The 18,627-nt window shown below is 71.9% G+C and carries 13 protein-coding genes and 1 pseudogene; 5 read left to right on the forward strand and 9 right to left on the reverse strand.

Going from position 1 to position 18,627, the window contains the following annotated elements:
- Positions 1-220: 220 nt before the first annotated feature.
- The 3 genes and pseudogenes from ABZ471_RS22070 to ABZ471_RS22080 form a co-directional block, all read left to right on the forward strand.
- Entirely contained in the window at positions 221-1,933 is a 1,713-nt protein-coding gene (locus ABZ471_RS22070; RefSeq protein ID WP_359068478.1) for an MFS transporter, read from the forward strand.
- 266 nt (positions 1,934-2,199) lie between these two features.
- Positions 2,200-3,312 carry an aminotransferase class V-fold PLP-dependent enzyme gene (locus ABZ471_RS22075; RefSeq protein ID WP_359068479.1) on the forward strand — a complete coding sequence of 371 codons (1,113 nt, stop codon included), beginning with the start codon at positions 2,200-2,202 and terminating at the stop codon, positions 3,310-3,312.
- Positions 3,313-3,673: 361 nt separating this feature from the next.
- Positions 3,674-4,150, forward strand: a pseudogene (locus ABZ471_RS22080) (VC0807 family protein); the annotation flags it as partial.
- 224 nt (positions 4,151-4,374) lie between these two features.
- On the opposite strand, the gene ABZ471_RS22085 reads toward ABZ471_RS22080, so the two are convergent.
- From ABZ471_RS22085 to ABZ471_RS22125, 9 genes are all read right to left on the reverse strand, one after another.
- Positions 4,375-6,174 carry a hypothetical protein gene (locus ABZ471_RS22085; RefSeq protein WP_359068480.1) on the reverse strand — a complete coding sequence of 600 codons (1,800 nt, stop codon included), beginning with the start codon at positions 6,172-6,174 and terminating at the stop codon, positions 4,375-4,377.
- A 111-nt stretch (positions 6,175-6,285) separates the two neighbouring features.
- On the reverse strand, positions 6,286-7,059 hold the full coding sequence (locus ABZ471_RS22090) for a hypothetical protein (protein WP_359068481.1): 774 nt from the start codon (positions 7,057-7,059) through the stop codon (positions 6,286-6,288).
- Complete coding sequence (locus ABZ471_RS22095; protein ID WP_359068482.1) at positions 7,056-11,831, reverse strand: putative T7SS-secreted protein; 4,776 nt, start codon at positions 11,829-11,831, stop codon at positions 7,056-7,058. Before ABZ471_RS22095 ends, ABZ471_RS22090 begins: the two co-directional genes overlap by 4 nt.
- Before the next feature lie 2 nt (positions 11,832-11,833).
- The gene (locus ABZ471_RS22100) at positions 11,834-12,487 is read right to left on the reverse strand and encodes a hypothetical protein (RefSeq protein WP_359068483.1); all 654 of its coding nucleotides are present in this window, start codon (positions 12,485-12,487) and stop codon (positions 11,834-11,836) included.
- Positions 12,477-12,908: an SseB family protein gene (locus ABZ471_RS22105; protein WP_359068484.1), complete on the reverse strand. Its 432-nt coding sequence runs from the start codon at positions 12,906-12,908 to the stop codon at positions 12,477-12,479. Before ABZ471_RS22105 ends, ABZ471_RS22100 begins: the two co-directional genes overlap by 11 nt.
- 175 nt (positions 12,909-13,083) lie before the next feature.
- Positions 13,084-13,542, reverse strand: a complete 459-nt coding sequence (locus ABZ471_RS22110) for a Fur family transcriptional regulator (protein ID WP_359068485.1) — start codon at positions 13,540-13,542, stop codon at positions 13,084-13,086.
- On the reverse strand, positions 13,539-14,099 hold the full coding sequence (locus ABZ471_RS22115; protein WP_359068486.1) for an ATP-binding protein: 561 nt from the start codon (positions 14,097-14,099) through the stop codon (positions 13,539-13,541). The genes ABZ471_RS22110 and ABZ471_RS22115 overlap by 4 nt, the downstream gene beginning before the upstream one ends.
- A 186-nt stretch (positions 14,100-14,285) precedes the next feature.
- Positions 14,286-15,092, reverse strand: coding sequence for an SDR family NAD(P)-dependent oxidoreductase (locus ABZ471_RS22120; RefSeq protein WP_359068487.1), 807 nt, complete (start codon positions 15,090-15,092; stop codon positions 14,286-14,288).
- Positions 15,089-16,096, reverse strand: a complete 1,008-nt coding sequence (locus ABZ471_RS22125) for an NADP-dependent oxidoreductase (protein ID WP_359068488.1) — start codon at positions 16,094-16,096, stop codon at positions 15,089-15,091. Before ABZ471_RS22125 ends, ABZ471_RS22120 begins: the two co-directional genes overlap by 4 nt.
- 275 nt (positions 16,097-16,371) lie before the next feature.
- Between ABZ471_RS22125 and ABZ471_RS22130 the strand changes: the two genes are divergently transcribed.
- Positions 16,372-16,899, forward strand: coding sequence for a DUF485 domain-containing protein (locus ABZ471_RS22130; RefSeq protein WP_359068489.1), 528 nt, complete (start codon positions 16,372-16,374; stop codon positions 16,897-16,899).
- Complete coding sequence (locus ABZ471_RS22135) at positions 16,896-18,512, forward strand: cation acetate symporter (protein ID WP_359068490.1); 1,617 nt, start codon at positions 16,896-16,898, stop codon at positions 18,510-18,512. Before ABZ471_RS22130 ends, ABZ471_RS22135 begins: the two co-directional genes overlap by 4 nt.
- The last annotated feature ends 115 nt before the right edge of the window (positions 18,513-18,627 follow it).

The raw sequence follows: 18,627 nt of genomic DNA on the forward strand, positions 1-18,627 counted from the left end.
CAGGAACGCGATATATCTTGTCCGAGCCGCTGGGATTGCGCTATATCTTAATGAACGCCGTTCTCGGAGTGAGCACTGTTCTGCTACGGTGAACGCTGTTCTCTCGTGCATCCGATCGTCCGTCTCCGCGCGCCGTACGGCGAGCCGGGCAGTCACATCCATCCGTCCCACCGCGCCCGCGGGTCGTCACCGCGGCGCGGCCCCTCTGCGAGGAGTTCCGATGTCCACCACCGGTGTCGCGTCCACCGAGACGCCCACCGACTCGCCAGCGCCCTACCGGTGGCGCTGGGCTGCGCTCTTCGTGATCCTGGCGGCCGAGGTGATGGATCTCCTCGACGCCGTCGTCACGAACATCGCCGGCCCCTCCATGCGGGCCGACCTCGGCGGCGGTGCCTCCACTCTGCAGTGGCTCGCCGCCGCGTACACCCTCTCGATGGCCGTCGGGCTGGTAACCGGAGGGCGGCTCGGGGACATCCACGGGCGCCGCCGGATGTTCCTGGTGGGGGCCGCCGGCTTCACCGTGGGGTCGCTGCTGTGCGCGATCTCCGTGTCGCCCGAGATGCTGATCGCCGCACGCGTCGTACAGGGACTGTTCGGCGCGGTGATGCTGCCGCAGGGCCTCGGCATGATCAAGGAGATGTTCCCGCCGAAGGAGTCGCAGAAGGCCTTCGGCATGTTCGGCCCGGTCATGGGACTGTCCGCGGTGTGCGGGCCGATCCTGGCGGGCTGGCTCGTGGACGCCGACTACTTCGGCACCGGCTGGCGGATGATCTTCCTGATCAACCTGCCGCTGGGTGCCGCGGCCCTCGCCGGCGCCCTGCGCTATCTGCCGAAAGGCCAGTCCGGCAGCAAGCCGCGCCTGGACATCCCCGGCATGCTCCTGGTCTCGCTGGCCGCACTGCTCATCATCTTCCCGCTGGTCCAGGGCCGTGAGTACGACTGGCCCGTGTGGACGTTCGTGATGATGGCCGCCTCGGGGGTCGCCTTCGTCGCCTTCGGCATGTACGAGTCGCGCCGCAGCAAGGCCGGCCGGGACCCGCTGGTCGTCCCCAGCCTCTTCCGCAAGCGTGGATTCAGCGGCGGCATGGCCCTCGGGCTGGTCTTCTTCTCGACCATGCAGGGCTTCATGCTGGTCTTCAACCTCTACACCCAGATCGGCCTCGGCTACTCGCCGCTCAAGGCGGGACTGGTGATGGTGCCCTGGTCGGGCGGCATGATCGTCGGCTTCGGGATCGCTCAGGGTGTCGCCCGGTTCGGACGGGCCGTCCTGCAGGCGGGCACGCTGGTCATGGCCGTGGGCGTGTTCGGCGTGTGGCTGACCCTCGACATGGTGGGGAGCGGCGTCGGCCCCTGGCAGCTCCTGCCGTCCCTGCTCGTCACCGGCATCGGGATGGGCCTGCTGATGGCGCCGTTCTTCGACATCGTGCTCGCCAGTGTCGAGCAGCACGAGACGGGTTCGGCGTCCGGCACCATGACCGCGGTACAGCAGCTCGGCGGCGCCTTCGGCGTGGCCATCCTCGGCACCGTGTTCTTCGGTCTGCTGGGCGGCGGGATCGCCACCGCCGTCGACCACCGCTCGGACGGCCTGCGGGGGCAGCTGACCGCCGCACACGTCGCGCCCGCCGCTCAGGAGCGCATCGTGGCGGACCTGCGTACGTGCGCCTCGGCCCGCGCCGTCGCCAAGGATCCCGCCGCGACGCCGGCGTCCTGCACGCGCCTGGAGAAGGACACCCGGTCCGCCGTGACCTCTCCTCAGGCCGGCGCCCGGATACCCGCCGCGCTGCAGGCCACCGCGTCGTCGGCCTTCCAGAGCGGTTTCGGGTCCGTCATGCAGACGGTGCTGTGGATCGTCGACGGCATGCTCGCCCTGACCTTCCTGCTCGCGTTCCTCCTGCCGCGCCACGCGCGCCCCGAGGGGGCCCCGGGGCACTGAGCCACGGCCTCACCGGCATCGGCGAACGGGACGGCCGGGCAACCCCTGAGCAGGGGCTGCCCGGCCGTCCCGTATTCGCCTGTCGGATGCGGGCCGGCACCCCCGGGACGGTTCGCGCGGAGCGAGGCGCGTACCGTGCGGGCGGGTGAGGATGCGCACGCGGCGGTGGGCGGCGGGACGCCTGTCCATCGCACGCGGGACACTCCTCACCCGGCGCACCCGCCGCCACACCGCCCGACCCGCACCGTCCCGGAAGGACGAGCCCCGTGCTCACGTCGTACGCAGCCCACTTCGACACGCCCGCCGGGTACCTCGACTTCGCACGGTTCGGTCCGCCGTCGCGGGACGCCGTGGCCGCCACCGCGCGAGCCATGGAGGAGTCCGCCCGCGCCGACCACACCACCGTGGACGGCCTGATGCGCGCGGAAGGGACCGCACGTGACACGGCCGCCCGCCTCGCGGGCACCGACGCACAGCACACCGTGCTGCTCCCGAACGCGTCCACCGGTCTGTTCCACGCCGCTCTCGGCATCCGGGAGGGTGTGGTCCTCGCACCACGCACCGACTTCCCCGCCAACCACTATCCGTGGCGCCGCACCGCGGACCTGGGCCGGGCCACGCCACGCTGGCTCGACCCGGTGCCCGGCAGCGGGGTCACCCCCGACCTGGTGCGCGCCGCGCTGACCGACGACGTCGTCGCCGTGTCCGTCAGCGCCGTGGACTTCCGCACCGGTTTCCGTGCCGACCTGGCGGCGCTGCGCGAGGCGATCGGACCGGACCGGCTGCTGATCGTGGACGCCATCCAGGCGTTCGGCGTGGCCGGGATGCCCTGGGACGCGGCCGACGTGCTGGTCGCGGGCGGTCAGAAATGGCTGCGCGCGGGATGGGCCACCGGCTTCGCGACCCTGTCCGACCGCGCGCTGGAATCCCTGGAGCCGGTCCTCACCGGCTGGACGGGCGTCGAGGACGTCGGCCTCTTCGACGGTACAGAGCACCCACCCGCCCCGGACGCGCAACGGTGGTCGATCACCAATCTCAGCCCGGTCACGGCCGCCGCGTTCGCGGCCGCACTGGGCCTCGTCGAGCGGCACACCGTCGCGGCGATCGAGGCCGCGATCGCCACGCGGATCGCCGAACTCACCGAGGTCGTCAGGGAACGCGGCGGCCGCGTCCTCTCCCCCACCGACCCGGTGCGGCGCGCGGGCATCCTCTCCTTCACGATGCCGGACCACGAGCCGCCCCTCGTCGCGAAGTCGTTGCACGCCGAGGGTGTCACTCCGACGGTGCGCGCCGACTCGCTCAGGCTCTCCCCGCACGCCTCGACACCGCCGGAGGCGTGCGAACGGGTGGCCGCCGCGCTGGCGTCGCTGCGGAACTGAACCCGGCCGGCTTGTCTCCACCCTGGGGTGCGGTGCGCCGGTGGAGGTCGTGGTCCCGTGCTTCCACCTGCTTTCCACCCGGCTCTCCACCCCTGCTCCGATCCACCGGGCCCGGCCCCGCACCTAGCGTCTTCCCACAGGTGGCGCCGTCCGGCCGCAGCTGAGGCAGCCGGGCGCCGCCGTGGCTGCGCCGCCCGGCTCGGCACCCGCACCGGAGCGAGGAGGGACAGCGATGACGGAAATGCAACCCGCACAGCGATCGGGCACGGCCGAGAAGCCGACCGGGAGACTCTTCGCCCCGCTGCTCTCGCTCGCCCTCGACATCCTCCTCCCGCTCGTCGTCTACTAGGCGGCCCACGCCCTGGGCGCCGACCAGGCCCCGGCGCTGCTGCTGAGCGGCGCACCGCCTGCCCTGCACCTGCTGTCCGGTGCGGTGCGGCAGCGCCGGATCGACGGTGTGGACCTGTTTTTCACGGTCCTGCTGGCCGCCGCCGCGCCGGCTTCCCTCCTGGGCGGCGGCACCCGCGTCCTGCTGTGCAAGGACGCGGTGCTGTCCCTCGTCGTCGGCAGCTGGGTGCTCAGCACCGGATTCACCCGCATACCTCTGGCCTTCCAACTGGGCCGGCGACTGCACCGGGGACCGGCGGCCCGGGCGCGGAGCAAGGCGTGGCAGGACTCCGCCGAGTTCCGTCAGGGACTGCGCGCTCTCACTCTTCTCTGGGGCAGCGAGCAGATCCTCGACGGCGGATTCGGCACGCTCGCCGCCCTCACACTGCCCACCGACACGGTGCCGCTGCTCGCCCGTGTCCAGTCCCTCGTGCTGCTCGCCCTGGCCGCCACGGCCACCGCCGTCCACACCCGCCGCTTCCGCGCGCGCCACGGCCTCCCGCTCTTCGGCGTCTCCGCAGCGGCCGGCATGAGCGCCCTCCGCCCCCCACTGAGGCGGCCTCCGCCCGGGACCCGGCGGCCGCCGTCGCGGAAGACCGCACGGGCTGCCGCCCCGGAGAACGGCACGGGCCACGCACTGGGCCACCTGGCGTCGCTCTTTCAGGCCCCCACCGGTCAGCCCGTCGGCCCCTCCCCCCTGCGGACCAGCCGCCAGGCCTCGGTGAACAGTTCGGGGAGCGTGCCCGGAAGCAGTTCGAAGGCCCTTACCTCGCTCCCGTCGGCGCTCAGCTGCGCTCCGATCAGGGGTGCTTTCCAGGACTCCATCGGCGGCAGCGGCTTCTTGGCGTGAGCCCACTGGCCGGGCAGGAAGAGTGTGCGTCCCGCGCGGGCCCGGCGGTCCTCCACCACCAGGCCACGCGCCACCAGCTCCGCCGCGGCTGCCTTGTGGCGGGCCGGTGTCCAGGCGTTCCATCGCCGCACGTTGCGGTCCGAGGGCACAGGGAGCAACAGAAGCTGAAGGTAGAGGGCGGCGGCATCCTCGGGCAGGTCGAGGGTGGCGGTGACGTCGGCGACCAGGTCGGGGGCGCAGGCGCGCGGGTCGGACTCGTAGCGGCCCGGAGGCAGGTCGTCGGCGGTGATGCGGGCCGTGACGCGGTCGCACGTGCCGTCCGTCAGCCAGTCCCAGCGCCGGCTTCCCCGGTTGCCGCGGATCACGCCCGAGTACAGGATGCGGGCCGGTGAGTCCCGCCCGGCCAGCACCTTGCGCAGATGGCGGACGACGTCCGGTGCCCCGGTGCGTACGGCATCCCCGGCGGGGAGGTCCGCGTACGCCCACGGCAGGCCGGCGAAGACGGCGTCCGCGACGGTCCCGGCGTCGTAGTCGCCCATGACGTCCCACGCGGTGCGCAGGTGGCGGTGCTCGGGCGGGCAGGGCCAGACCCGCAGGTAGAAGCCCGGTGGCAGGGTGGCGTTCGCCGGGTCTAGGAACAGGTGGCACAGGTGGGTCGCCGGCATCCGGGTCTCCAGGGCGACTGCGGCCTGCCAGGTGGTCCACGGTGCGTGCGGACGGGCGCCGTGCTGCTCCGCCCAGGCCGCGGCGGTGCGCTCCGCGACGCGGGCGAGGCCGCCCGGCTCCCACAGGTCCGCGGGGTCCGCGGGCATCACGTCGGCGAGCAGGGCCAGCCGCTCACCGTCGTGCAGCATCGACAACTCGGCGCGCGCCGACTCGAGTTCGCCGGCCTTGAAGCCGAACACGGCGCGCTCGTGCTCGTCGAGGAAGGGCATGCGGTAGCCGCCCGCACCCGGGTTACCGGCCAGAACGAGGGCCGCGGCGGGGCGGCTCAGGCCGGTCGCCTCGCTCAGGGCGAGGGCCGCGTCCACGTCCCCGGCGACCGGGCCGCGCTCCCGGACGAGCTCCACCAGGCGCAGCAACTGCCCCGGGGTGCCCCAACCGCGGTGGCAGTCCACGACGTAGAGGGGTTCCTCCGGGCGCGGAGCGGCCTCACTGCCGGGGAGCACGGCCTCGAAGTAGCGAGTCACCCGCGCGACCGGCAGGTGCAGGCCGAAGGAAGCTCCGCGGTGGTCACGGACGGCGAACGAGGTCGTGCCGGCGAGCCGGCCCAGGCGGAAACGGTAGGCCGGGTCGGCGAACGGCGTGCGCGCCCACATCTCCAGGAAGTCGAGCAGCACCTCGCGGCGCTCCGGCCTGGTCGCGGAGACGGCCGCGCGCAGCGCGAGTGCGCCCGTGCGTCCTATGAGTTCCGTCCAACTGCCCGCCGCGGGCGGACGGACCTCCCGTTCGCCCGGTTGGGGCGCCCAACTGCCTTCGATGTAGTGGCCGATGCGCCGGATGTCGGCGAAGGAGTCGTCGTTCCAGGAGCCCGAGGCCCCGACGAGACCCTGCAGGGCGGCGGATGCGGCGAATCCGCTCCATGTGCGGGAGGCGCGGGGCGCGGCCGTGTCGATCTCGTTCATGGGTCCGATCATGACGGACGGCACCGACAACGGGTCGCGCCGGCTTGCGGACCGCCTCTCCCTGCCGTCCGCAGCGCCCGGTGCGGCTCGGCTTGCCCGGCTGACCGACCGTCACCGGTCCCCGTAGTCCTCCACCAGGTTGCTGATGAGCGAGAGCAGGGCGTCGGCGCGGTGCCGGTCCTCGCGCTGGACGCGCAGGGCCTGGTGGATCTCCCGAAGCCGGGCCAGGGCGGCCGGCTCGCGGTCCTGCACCTCGTCGAGCAGCGGATCGGTGATCAGGTCCAGGCAGGCACTGAGCAGCCGGCGGGTGGCCGGGGACGGCGGGTCGGGGTCGGGGGCGGCACAGGCGCTCGTCAGATGGCGCGCGGGATCGGTGAGGCTCCAGCCGACGACGGTGCCGTGCTGGACCAGGAGCGCCACGTCCGGGGCGATGCCGATGCGGGCCTGCAGCGGTTCGTCGAGGACGTCGAGGTCGCGCAGACAGGTCAGTTCGGCGTCTCCGGGCGCACGGCACAGCACCGAGGTGACCTCGAGGCGGCAGTCCCGCTCCTCGTCCGCGCGCAGCCCGCCCGGGAGGACGGGGGGCACGGAGGAGAGTCGGGCGCAGTCCTCGGCGGAGGCGGACTCGTGGGGCAGCCGGAACTCTGCGCCGACCAGTTCCCGGCTCACCCGGTCGAACCCGAGCGTGTCCGGGGTGTCCCACAGCCACTCCTGGCTGCCGAAGGTGTCCAGGAGGAAGCGCTCGCGTTCCTCCCGGTTCGCGTACGGCGCAAGGCGCACGCCGGGGCTCGAGAAGTCGAAGCCCGGAGTGACGCGCAGGGGTTCGCCCGTCACCGTCGCGGTCCAGTCGTCGCCGAGGGTGATCTTCATACCGTGCTGCCTCATTTGATCTGCTCCGCCGGAGCCATGTAGCCGTTCTTGCCCGGAATCCTGCCCTCCACGACGTCCGCGTGGGTGATCGGCCCGCCGGGATCGGTGGGCAGACCGCCGAGCGCCTCCGCCCCGGACGTGCCTTTGATGCCCGAGGGGCCGTACGCCGTGATGACGTTGCCCGCTCCGGCGCCTCCGCCCCGGGCGACCACGACGTCCTCGCCCTGACGGAAGATCAGGTTTCCGCTGCCTGCCGAGGAGTGGTACACCGCGTCCGGGTTCTTCAGGATCTCCAGCACGCGCTCGTCGCTGAACGCGTGCCGGGTGTCCGCGTGGTAGCCGCCGTCCTTCCGCATCCGGCCGCCCTGAGCCCGCTCGATGACCTCGTCCGCGGTCTTGTGGGCCTTCTCCCTGGCCTGCTGGGCCTTCTCCTCCTTCGTGTACTTGGGCATGAGGCCCAGCGGGTCGCAGCCCGCGTACGGGTTGTCCACATAGCCGACGGGATTCGGCGCGGGAGCCAGGCCCAGTGGGTCCGGGGAGGTGTAGCGGCCGGTCTCGGGGTCGTAGTGCCGGAAGTAGTTGTAGTGGAAGCCGGTCTCGGGGTCGTAGTACTGGCCGGGGAAGCGGAGCGGGGTGTAGGCGCTGCTGTCCCGAGCCCAGGCGGTGGTGCCCCAGAGTGTGCTCCGGCTGCGCCAGGCGATGTCGCCCGAGTCGTCGATCAGTTCGGTCGGGGTGCCCACGAGGTCGGTGGCGATGGCGAAGAACCGGCGGTCGATCTCCTGCTGACGGCTGTCGGCCGTGAGGATGCGCTCGGTCTGGGTCAGCGGGACGACGTCCCGGTGGTCCCAGGTGAGGGCGACCGTGTGCGGGGCGTCGGGCCGCTGGCTGGTCTGTTCGCACAGGGTGAGTCCGTCCCAGGTGAAACGGACCTCCTCGGCCACGCTCTCGCCGTCGGCCGCGAGGCGCTGTTTCGCGGTGCGGCGGCCCAGCGGGTCGTAGCGGTAGCGCCATCGGGTCCCGTCGGGGGTGGTGACGGAGGTGAGACGGTTCTCCGTGTCCCACTCGTAGCGCCAGGTGTCGGGCTTGCGGGACAGGCGGGTCTTCTGCCGCAGGGTGACCCGGCCGAGGGCGTCGTGCTCGAAGCGGACGTCTCCGGCGCGGGTGATGGTGGTGCCGGTGTAGGCGCGCTCACCGGTCGCCTCGCTGCCCGGGTGCCGGTCCGGCCAGGACGCCGAGGTCTGGTTGCCCGCGTCGTCGTAGGCGTACCGCTCCGTCCAGCCCGGGGCGTGGACGGCGGTGACCCGGCCCATCGGGTCCAGGTCGAAGGTGCGGGTGCCCGACAGCCGGTCCGCGACGGAGAGCAGCTGCCCGTCGGCGCGGTAGGCATAGGCGCGGCTGTTGACGGCCCGGGCTCCGGCGGTGATGTGCTGCGCGGCGAGCCGTCCCGCCTCGTCACGGGCCGACGTCATGGTGATGGCGTCCCCGAAGGCGCGGGCCAGCTCGCGGCCGGCGCCGTCGTGGGTGAAGTCGACCCGCCGGCCTCCCGTGGTCAGCCGCGAGGGGAGCCCGCCGGAGTCATAGGCGTAGGACGTGACGTGGCCGGTGGGCGTGGTCCGGCGGATGCGCCGCCCCAGGTCGTCGTAGGAGTGGACGAGCGGGCGGCCGTCCACCAGCTCCGTCTTGACCTGCCCGCAGCGGTCGTACTGGTAGCGGAGCTCGCTCTCCGGTCCGATCGCTTCCAGGAGGCGGCCCGCCCGGTCGTACGCGTAGGTCGTGACCTGGCCGTCGACGTTCTTGCTGAGCACCTGGCCGAGCCGGTCGCGCTCGAAGGAGATGGTTCCGCCGAGCGCGTCGACGCGGGCGGCGAGCCGGCCCGCGGCGTCCACGCGGTAGGTCAGGTCGCGCCCGTCGAAGTCGGTCTCGCACACGATGTTGCCGACCGCGTCGTACTCGTAAGTCCAGGTCAGGCCCTGCGGGTTGGTGACCCGGGTGAGGCGCAGGTCGTTGTCGTGCTCGAACTCGTAGCGGCCGCCGTCGGGCCGGGTGCCGGCGAGCGGGAGGTCGAAGTGGGTGTATTCGTAGCTCGAGACGCCGCCGGCGGCGTCGGTGTGGGTCAGGCAGTTGCCCTCGCCGTCGTAGGTCCATGACTCGGTGTCGCCGGCCGGGCCGGTGCGGCGGGCGAGCCATCCGTCCGCGTTCCATTCGAGTCGGGTGACCCTGCCCGTGGGGTCGGTGGCGCGGACCGGGCGGCCGAGCCCGTCCCGCTCGGTGCGGGTGACGGCGCCGGACGGGTCGGTCACCGCAACGGTCAGCCCGGCCGCGTCGCACTCCACGTGGGTCGTGTCCCCGAGGGCGTCGGTGACCGAGGTGAGCCGGCCGGCGTCGTCGTAGGAGGTGCGGGTGGTGTGTCCGGCCGGATCGGTGACCGACGTGCGGTTGCCGCGCTCGTCGTACGCGTATGCCGTGCGGGCGCCGTCCGGCCCCACGACCTCCACCGGCAGCCCGAACCGGCCGCGTACGAGACGCAGTTCGGAGCCCTCCGGGCGGACGGCCGAGACCAGCCGGCCCTCCTCGTCGTACGTGAAGCCGGTGGTGGCGCCGAGCGGGTCGGTACGGGACAGCAGGTTGCCGCTCGGGTCGTGGCGGAACCGGGTGGTGTGGCCGAGCGCGTCCGTGGTGGCCAGGACCTGGCAGCCCGGGCCGATCAGATGCCGGGTGGCCCGGCCGTCGGCGGTGGTCAGGACCGTCGTCCGGTGGCCGGTCGCGGCGTCCGGTTCGGTGTACGCCAGGGTGATCTGGACGTGGCCGGCCTCGCCGCCCTCGGCGACGACCCGGTCCCGGTCGTCGTAGACGTAGTCGTAGCGGCGTCCGTTGGAGTCGATCCAGGCGATGACCCGGTGGCGTTCGTCGTACCGGAAGGCGGTGACGGCGCCGGACGGCCTGGTCACGGTGGTGAGGTCGCCGTCCTCGTAGCCGTAGCCCATCAGCGGCAGGTCCGCGCCGTGCTCTCCCGCGCCGGCCAGGGAGAGTGCGGTCACCCGGCCGTCTGCGGTGGTCAGCTTCACCTGGTGGCCCGCCGAGTGGACGAGGGCCAGCGGCAGCCCGTCCTCGGCCCGGTCGACGGTGAGGGTGTGGCCGTTGCGTTCGGTGAGGCCGGACAGCCAGGCGGTTCCGTCACCGCCGGGTTCGGCGCCCACCGGGGCGGCGAAGTGGCGGACCACGCCCGAGTCGGGGTCGGTCAGCGCGTACGCCCCGTCGGCGTCACGGGCGAGCAGCGTGCGGGCCCTGCCTGCAGCCGCCCGGGTGGGGTCGCCGGGGACCGGATGCGGATAGGTGATCAGGAGGCCGTCGGCGGTGACATGGACGACTCCGACGGCGTCGATCTCCAGCCGTTCGTCGACCGTGGACGACCAGGACGGCCCCAGGAAGCGGCCGGTGGCCAGGCCGGACTCGGTGCGTCGGGTGAAGACCAGCGGCAGGATGCCGGGGATCTCCACATCGCTCTGGGGCAGGAACATCCGGCCCGTGGCGAGGTCCACCGGGTCGGAGCCGTCGGTGACGCGCTCACCGTCGGGACGGCGGTGAGCGCCGTCCTCTGCGTCGTCGACCAGCCTGCGCACCCGTGCGACGTCGGACGCCTCCTCGGCGAGGCGCACGCCCTTCACCGCGGCGCCGCCGCCACCGGTGGCCGCGGTCAACGCCAGGTCGGGGATCAGCCGGCCGACGCCCTCGGCCGGGTCCTTCATGAAGTCCTTGACCATCTGGGTGCCGGTGCCGACGGGGTCGTTGGCGGCCACCACCAGGCCCGCGGCCAGGCTGTTGAGGGACGTGGCGTACTCGGCCGGGTGCGTGAGGTTGTACGGGTCCATGGGGTCGACCGAGCGCACGAAGTTCACGATGCCGGCCGTGCCCTTGATGATGCCGCCGCCGACATGGTCGCCCATGAGCTGCATTTCCTCGTACCCGTCGCGCAACTGCTCGGCGTACGAAGGCTTCTTCGGCGCCATGTCGCGGGCGGCGCGGACCGCGGAACGGGCGGTCTCCGCGGCCGAGTTCCGCTGTTTGCGGGCCTCGGCGAGGATGTCCTGCGCCTCTTTCATCAGCTTCTTGCCGGGGTCGTCGAAAGTCTCGGCGGGGCGCGGCGGGAGCGAGGACGGCTCCCGCTTGTCGGCGGGCTGGGCGTTGTAGCGGTCGACGGCCTTGTTGTAGTCGTCGACCTTCTTGCGGTGGGCGTCGGCGGCGTCCTCGGAGGCCTTGACCCCCTCCTTCCACTTGTCGACCGCCGTCTGTGCCCGTCCCTGCGCCCAGGTGACGGTGTCGGCGAACGCCTCGATCGCGCCGACCGCCTTCGCGCAGGCATCCGCGGCGTCGTACCACTTGGGCGGCTGGGTGCTCACCGCGGTGCGCAGCGCGTCGGCGGCCTCGCCCTTGAGCCGGGACGAGTCGAGGCCCTTGAGACCGTCGCCGGTGTCGTCGAAGGCCGACTGGAAAGCGCGGAGCTTCTCGGCAGTGGAGTTGATCTTGCTCGGGCTGCCGTAGATCAGCTTGGTCTTGTCCTCGGTCTGCCCGAGGTCCATCTCGTCGACCTCTGCGCCCAGCCGGTTGGCGACCGAACGGGACTGCTCGCGCACCCAGTCGGCGCCGGACTCCCAACCGACGTCCTGCAACCGGTCGGCGGTCCAATTGCCCGCGTCCTCGACCCGGTTGCCCACCCACTCGACGCCGTCCTCGACCGCGTCCTCGACCGAGTCGGGCGTGATGTCGCTGATGAAGTCGCCGATACCCACCCTCAGTTCCCCCCGGACTCACCCTGCTGTTGCTGCTTCGCGCGCTCCTCCGGTGACGGTCCGAAGGTCTCGTCCAGCGCCTGGTTCCACTGGTCGTCCGAGACACCGAACGCCTCGTTGAGCATCTGCGACTGGCGGCCGCCCTGGCCCTCGGTGAGAACCGTGCGGCCGGTGTCCTTCCAGGTCTGCTCCATGTCCTGACCGGCCTTCTCGAACGACTCGGCGCTCCAGTCCGGGTCCAGGTAGTCCGGCGTGAAGACGTCGCCCCAGCCCTGCTTGGCGATCTCCTCCTCACTGGCGTGCGGGTTGCCGCCCATCAGCGAGTTGGCACCCACCTTCAGCGCGCCCTCGACGTACTGGTCGTGCTCCCACAGGGTGCCCGCCGCGAGGCCGAGGCGGTTCGCGAGCTGGCTCGCGTCCCGCACCAGGGCCCGCACGCCCCACTCCCAGCGCTCGCAGAAGTCCTCGAAGTCGACCGAGAGACCGTGGTGCCCGGCCTCCATTCCGGTCATCGACAGCTCGGAGAAGCCTTTGCCCATCACCGAACCGGTGGATCCACCGAGGTCACCGAGCTCGTCGATGATCTTGCCCACGCCCTGCGTGAACTTCGCGACGGACGCTTTGTCGAGGTGGAGGTCCGCTCCGTCACCGCCCACGGCCGCGCCCCTCACCCGCGCCGCCCGGCACGCCGGCGTCGACGGCGACCGCGTCCGGCACGATGCCGACGACCGGCGGGAAGAACATCGACCCGTCCTCGGTGGCGATGTCGACGGCGAGACCGGCGGGCTCGCCCAGCGTGGGCACGATCTCGTCGACGATGCGCGCGCCCAGCAGCGCTGCATAGTCCATGGGCTGATCACCGGATGCGTGGTGCAGGGCGAACCGGGCCAGTGCCGCCTCGTCCGTGAACCCGCAGATCCACCGCACCCCGCCCGAACGCACCGACCAGAGACCTCCGTCGGCCACCGGCACCAGAAGGACCGAGCGTCGCATCTCACCGACCAGTGCACGGGGGTCGTCGCCGCCCCTTCTCCGTTCGGCGATGCGCTCGGCGAGCGCCGCCTTCGACTGCTGCACGGACCCTCCCTGGGCGTAGGTGGCTGATGGCACCGTAGATCAGGACGCGCGCGAAGGTGCGGGTGGTTCTCGTGGAGGTTCGCCCGGACCGGAAGGTGCAGGGACCGCAGCGTACGGGAGGCAGTGCGCCAGGTCCGTACGGGCATCGCCCTCCCCTCCGGTGGGGAGGGCTCCGTCAGGACGCCGGGGTGGCGGCCCGGCAGTCGGGGCACAGGCCCCAGAAGGTCACGGCGGCCTCCTGGATGTCGTACTCCTCCGGCAGCCGTGGTTCCAGGCAGGGAGCCGCACCCACCGCGCACTCGACGTCCCGGATGGTGGAGCAGCGGAGGCACACGAAGTGGTGGTGGTTGTCGTGATGCTCGATCTCGTAGCGGGCCGGGTGACCGGGGATCTGGGTGCACCGGATCAGACCGGCGTCCGTGAGCGCACGCAGCACGTTGTAGGTGGCCTGCAGGGACAGGGCGCCCGTGACCCGCTGAGCGCGCTCGCGCAGGGCGTCGGCGTCGAGGTGGCCGGCCGACTCGGAGACCGCCATCAGCACGGCCATGCGCTGGGCGGTCACCCGCATGCCTGCCGTGCGCAGTCGGGCCGCGGCCAGCGCCATCGGCTCCTCGCCGGTCGTCACGGGGGTCATACGGCCGCGCCCGTCCAGTCGCCCTTCAGCCTGACCGGGCCGTTCACGACGCTCCCGTCCCTCCACGGTGCGTTCTGCTCGCCCGGGGATTCCCTTCCGTCCGGCCCCGGCCTGTCCGCCCCGGTGGAGAGTTCGAACCATACGGTCTTCCCCCAGGGAAGGCCGCGGTCGTAGCCCCACCGTGCGGCCAGCATGTCCACGAGTGCCAGTCCGCGGCCGCCCTCGTCCTCGGGGCGGGCGTCGGTGGGTCGCGGAGGCTGCGAAGAACCGTCGCTGACCGAACAGCGCACATCCCGGACCCGCTCGAGAGTGAGCCGCAGCGGCCCGGCGCCGTGCCGCAGCGCGTTGCACACCAGCTCGCTCACCAGCAGTTCGGCGACCGGGACGAGCGCGCCGAGGTCCCATCGGGGCAGTACCTCGCGCACGGCTGTCCTCGCCAGACCGCACGCGGTCGGCGACCACGGCAGAGACCAGGTCCCGGTCTCGAACGAGCCGAGGGCAGCTGCGTCGGGGATCGCTCCGCCCGAGCGGGACTCCCGGGCGATGGTGCGGGTCATGCGGGCACCCCTTCGGGGAACGGTTGCCTTCTCTCTTTCGACGGTACGCCTTCTATGGAGTCAGTCAAGATTATGGAGCAGGACATTTTTGGCGATGGCCCCAAGTTGCTGGAGACAGTTCGGGACGGCTCCGTACGACGGTGGGGGCGGGCCCGGTCGTTCGCGAGACCCACCCCCGGAAACACCTCAGACGCCGACGGGCCTGGCCGGGCCGGGCACGTTGCGGAAGCGGAACGGCTCCGGTTCGCGGCCGGCCTGGATGAACCAGCACTCCCCGGTGCCGTCGCCGGTGACGATCCGCAGCACCGTGTCCGCGACGACCTCGGCCGGGATGACCGGCATTCCCTGCTCGGAGAGCATGCCGCGCAGGGGGTCGATGATGCGCGACTCGGCGAACCCTGGGCAGACCGCGTTGAAGCGCACGTTCTCCGGCGCGAGAGCCGGCCCCAGGGAGCGTGCGAGTCCCACGACCGCGTGCTTGTTGGCCCCATACAGCGGATCGAGCGGCACCGCGGCCAGGCCCGCCAGGGAAGCGGTCGCCACGATCGACCCTCCACCGCGGGCCCGCAGCGCGGGCAGCACCGCGTGGGTGCCGAAGACCACGCCGTCGAGGTTGGCACCCATCGCCCGGCGGTAGCGCACCGGGTCGAAGTCCTCGCCGATACCGCATCCGGTCGCCACCCCCGCGTTGAGCAGCGCGATGTCGACACCGCCGTAGCGTTCCTGGGTGAACTCCACCAGAGCGCGGTTGGCGTCGAGGTCGGAGACGTCACAGGCGCGGAAGTGGCCGCCGACCATGTCGGCCACCTCGCGCCCGCCCTGCGCGTCGAGGTCGGCGACGACCACACGCGCGCCCGCCCTCGCCAGTGCCAGCGCCGAGGCCCGGCCCAGTCCGCTGGCAGCCCCGGTGACGATCGCCACCTTTCCCTGGAGCGAGATGCCGTTCCTCTGCTCTTCCCGCGGGGCGGCGGACCCGCCCTCAGCCGCGATCACGCCAGCTCCAGCACGAGCTTGCCGACGTTCTCGCCGCGGAAGAGCATCTGCAAGGTCGCGGGGAAGTCGTCGACGGTGCCCCTCACGACATGTTCCTTGACCTTGATGCGGCCGGCGCCGATCAAGGCGGAGATCTCCTGTGCGGCCTCCGCGTAGCGCTTGGCGTAGTCGAAGACGACGAAGCCCTCCATGCGGGCGCGGCGCACCAGCAGCGAGAGGTAGTTGGAGGGGCCCTTGACCGGCGTGGCGTTGTTGTACTGGCTGATCGCGCCGCAGACCACGACGCGCGCGTGCATCGCCAGCCGGGTCAGGGCGGTGTCGAGGATGTCCCCTCCGACGTTGTCGAAATAGACGTCGATGCCGTCGGGGGCGTGCTCGCGCAGCGCCTTCTTGACGTCTTCGTTTCGGTAGTCGATCGCCGCGTCGAAGCCCAGTTCTTCGGTGAGCATGGCGCACTTCTCCGGCCCGCCGGCGATGCCCACGACGCGGCAGCCCTTGGCCTTCGCGATCTGACCCGCGATGGTGCCGACCGCGCCGGCCGCCCCGGACACCACGACGGTTTCGCCGTCCTGCAGCGCGCCGACGTCCAGCAGGCCGAAGTAGGCGGTCATGCCGGGCATGCCCAGCGCCCCCAGATACGTCGAGGCCGGGGCGAGGGAGGTGTCGATCTTCAGGGCGCCCTTGCCGTCGGAGACCACGTACTCCTGGACGCCGAACGTGCCGACCACGTGGTCGCCGGGCTTGAAGTCGGGGTGGTTGGATGCGGTGACCTCGATGACCGATCCGGCGCGCATCACCTCTCCGATGCCCACGGGCGGCAGGTAGGAAGGACGGTCGTCCAGCCAGCCCCGCATGGCCGGGTCCAGGGAGATGACGCGCGTCCGGCCCGCGAACCGGCCCGGACCCGGTTCCGCGAGCGGAGCGGAACAGTGCTCCCAGTCTTCGGGTTTCACTTCGCCCGTGGGGCGGGCGGCCAGACGGATCTGGCGGTGGGTCGTGGACATCACGCCTCCTGTTGTTGCGGCCTCCCGCGACCATACCGACCAGTAGGTACGCGGGCGTTCGTGATAATCCCCACAGATCATCCCTGCGCGCAAGGACCTATGGTCCGGGGGTCACGGACCGTGGGCGGATCGCCGTCGAGCGGATCCCACATCGAGTTGAAAACGTGACTCCCAACAGGCTTATCACGCATTCCAACCAGTCGGTATCGTGCGCCGCCACACCGACGCTTCACCGCCACCTCCCACGGATCCGAGCCCCACCGGAAGGCCACGCGATGACACACCCCGACGACAACCGGTACCCGCCGCCGGGATGGCCGCAGCCACGGACCGAGCCCCTCGGTCACGCCCCTCGGCGCGATGCGTACGGGCGGGATCCATGGCAGGAGTCGTACGGACACGAGGTCCCGCAGGACACCTCGTACGGATACGACGCCCCTTGGTACGACTCGTACGGGCATGCCCCCCTGCGCCCACCGCACGCGCACGAGGCCCATCCGCACGGCGCCGACCTCGCCGCCCTGCGCTCCGCCTACCAAGTGCTCCGCCGGGTCTCCACGCTGACCGCGCTCGGCTCTTTCGTGGTGTACGTGGTGCTGTCGTGCTGGGCGCCGGATCTGATGGGTTCCAGGATCGCCGGTGAGCTGAGCCTGGGAATGAGTCTGGGCATCCTCCAGCTCGTCGTCACCTTCGCGGCCGTCCTCTGGTACGGACGCAGCGCACAACACTCCGTGGACCCGCTGGCGCAGGCCGTCAGGGAGCGAACGGTCCGGCCGAGCCGGGATGCCGGGGTGGCGGGATGAACGACTTCGGCTCAGGGACGCAGGCAATCGTCCTGGTCCTGTTCAGCACCCTGGTGACCCTCACGCTGCTCATGTGTGTGATGGCAGGACCGGACCGCGACGACCTGGCGAACTTCTACACCGGCTACCTCTCCCTCACCCCGCTCAAGAACGGCCTGGCGATCGCGGGCGACTACATCTCCGCGGCCACGGTGCTGAGCACCACCGGCATCATCGCGCTGGCCGGATACGACGGTTACGTCCTGGCGGTCAGCACCGCCCTGTCGCTGGTGCTGCTGATGTTCCTGCTGGCCGAGCCGCTGCGCAACGCCGGAAACTTCACCATGGGCGACGTCCTGGCCCGCAACATGCCCGGGCGGGCCGTCCGCATCGCCTCCTGTGTGGTGACGCTCTCGGCGACCCTCCCCTTCCTGGTCGTCCAGCTCTCAGGGGCCGGGTCGCTGCTCACCTTCATCATGGGCATGTCTCACGAGGCCGGCGCCAGGACGGCATGCATCGTCCTCGTCGGCAGCCTGATGATCATCTACGCGGCGATCGGCGGCATGCGGGGCACCGCGCTCATCCAGATGATCAAGATCGTGTTCCTTCTCGGCACCAGCATCACCATCGCCGCCCTGGTCCTCAACCGCTTCGACTGGAGCCCCGGCAAGGTGCTCCAGGCCGCCGAGCGCGGCAGCGGAACGGGCCCGGCCTTCCTCCAGCAGGGCCTCCAGCTGGGTACCTCGGGGGCTCAACGGCTGGACTTCGCCAGTCTTCAGATCACCGTGATCCTCGGCGCGGCCTGCCTGCCGCACATCACGATGCGTCTGTACTCCGCGCGGGACGTGCCCGCCGTGCGCCGCTCCATGTCATGGGCGGTCGGCACGGTCACCACGTTCTGCCTGGCGGTGATCATCATGGGTACCGGCGCGGCGGCACTGGTGGGATCGCAGTACATCACCGCGGCCGACCCGCACGGCAGGACATCGGTGCTCATGCTGTCCCGGGTGCTCGGCGGCGGCGCAGGCTCCGCGGGCACGACGGTTCTCTACGCGGCCATGGCGGGCACGGTGTTCATCACCCTGCTGTCCTCGGTCGCGGGGATGACCCTGGCCGCTGCCTCGTCGCTCGCCCACGACCTGTTCGCCCACACGCTGCGGCGGGAACGGGCGGCGCCGCGTACGGAGATGACGGTGGCGGCGTGGACGAGCGTGGCGGTGGGGATCATAGCCATCCTGCTCTCCACCCTGGTCCAGAACTGGGATGTCGGCGTACTGACCACGCTGGCGATCTGCATCGGGGCATCGGCCGTCGCCCCCGCGTTGACCTACTCCCTGTTCTGGCGCGGATTCACGCGCACCGGCCTGCTCGCCAGCCTCTACGGGGGCACGGCCTGCGCGCTGGTGCTGATGATCTTCTCCAAGGCCGTTTCGGGCACGCCGTCCGCCGTCTTCCCGCACGCGGACTTCGACTGGTTCCCGATGCAGTCCACCGGCCTGGTCTCCATCCCGTTCGGCTATCTGGCGGGCTGGCTCGGCAGCCGTCTGGACCACCGACGCCGAGCCGCCGAGAGCCGCGAGAACCGGCGGCTGTACGAGGAGAGCGAGGCACGGCTGCTGGCCGCGGCCGAATGACCCGCGGCGACGGGCGGCGTCGAAGCCGGTCGTGATCCGAAGGTGAGGGGGGGGGGGGGGGGGGCGGCCCCCCCCCCCCCCCGGGTGTTTGCTCAACCCCCGCCCGCGCGGGCGG

It is taken from the genome of Streptomyces sp. NPDC005728 (assembly GCF_040630895.1).
In the GTDB taxonomy this organism is placed as follows: Bacteria; Actinomycetota; Actinomycetes; order Streptomycetales; family Streptomycetaceae; genus Streptomyces.

Excerpts from the sequence above, each read along its gene's own strand:
- ABZ471_RS22070 (WP_359068478.1), top strand. The coding sequence starts at position 221 with ATGTCCACCACCGGTGTCGCGTCCACCGAGACGCCCACCGACTCGCCA.
- ABZ471_RS22085 (WP_359068480.1), bottom strand. The coding sequence starts at position 6,174 with ATGAACGAGATCGACACGGCCGCGCCCCGCGCCTCCCGCACATGGAGC.
- ABZ471_RS22090 (WP_359068481.1), bottom strand. The coding sequence starts at position 7,059 with ATGAGGCAGCACGGTATGAAGATCACCCTCGGCGACGACTGGACCGCG.
- ABZ471_RS22110 (WP_359068485.1), bottom strand. The coding sequence starts at position 13,542 with ATGACCCCCGTGACGACCGGCGAGGAGCCGATGGCGCTGGCCGCGGCC.
- ABZ471_RS22115 (WP_359068486.1), bottom strand. The coding sequence starts at position 14,099 with ATGACCCGCACCATCGCCCGGGAGTCCCGCTCGGGCGGAGCGATCCCC.
- ABZ471_RS22125 (WP_359068488.1), bottom strand. The coding sequence starts at position 16,096 with ATGTCCACGACCCACCGCCAGATCCGTCTGGCCGCCCGCCCCACGGGC.
- ABZ471_RS22130 (WP_359068489.1), top strand. The coding sequence starts at position 16,372 with ATGACACACCCCGACGACAACCGGTACCCGCCGCCGGGATGGCCGCAG.
- ABZ471_RS22135 (WP_359068490.1), top strand. The coding sequence starts at position 16,896 with ATGAACGACTTCGGCTCAGGGACGCAGGCAATCGTCCTGGTCCTGTTC.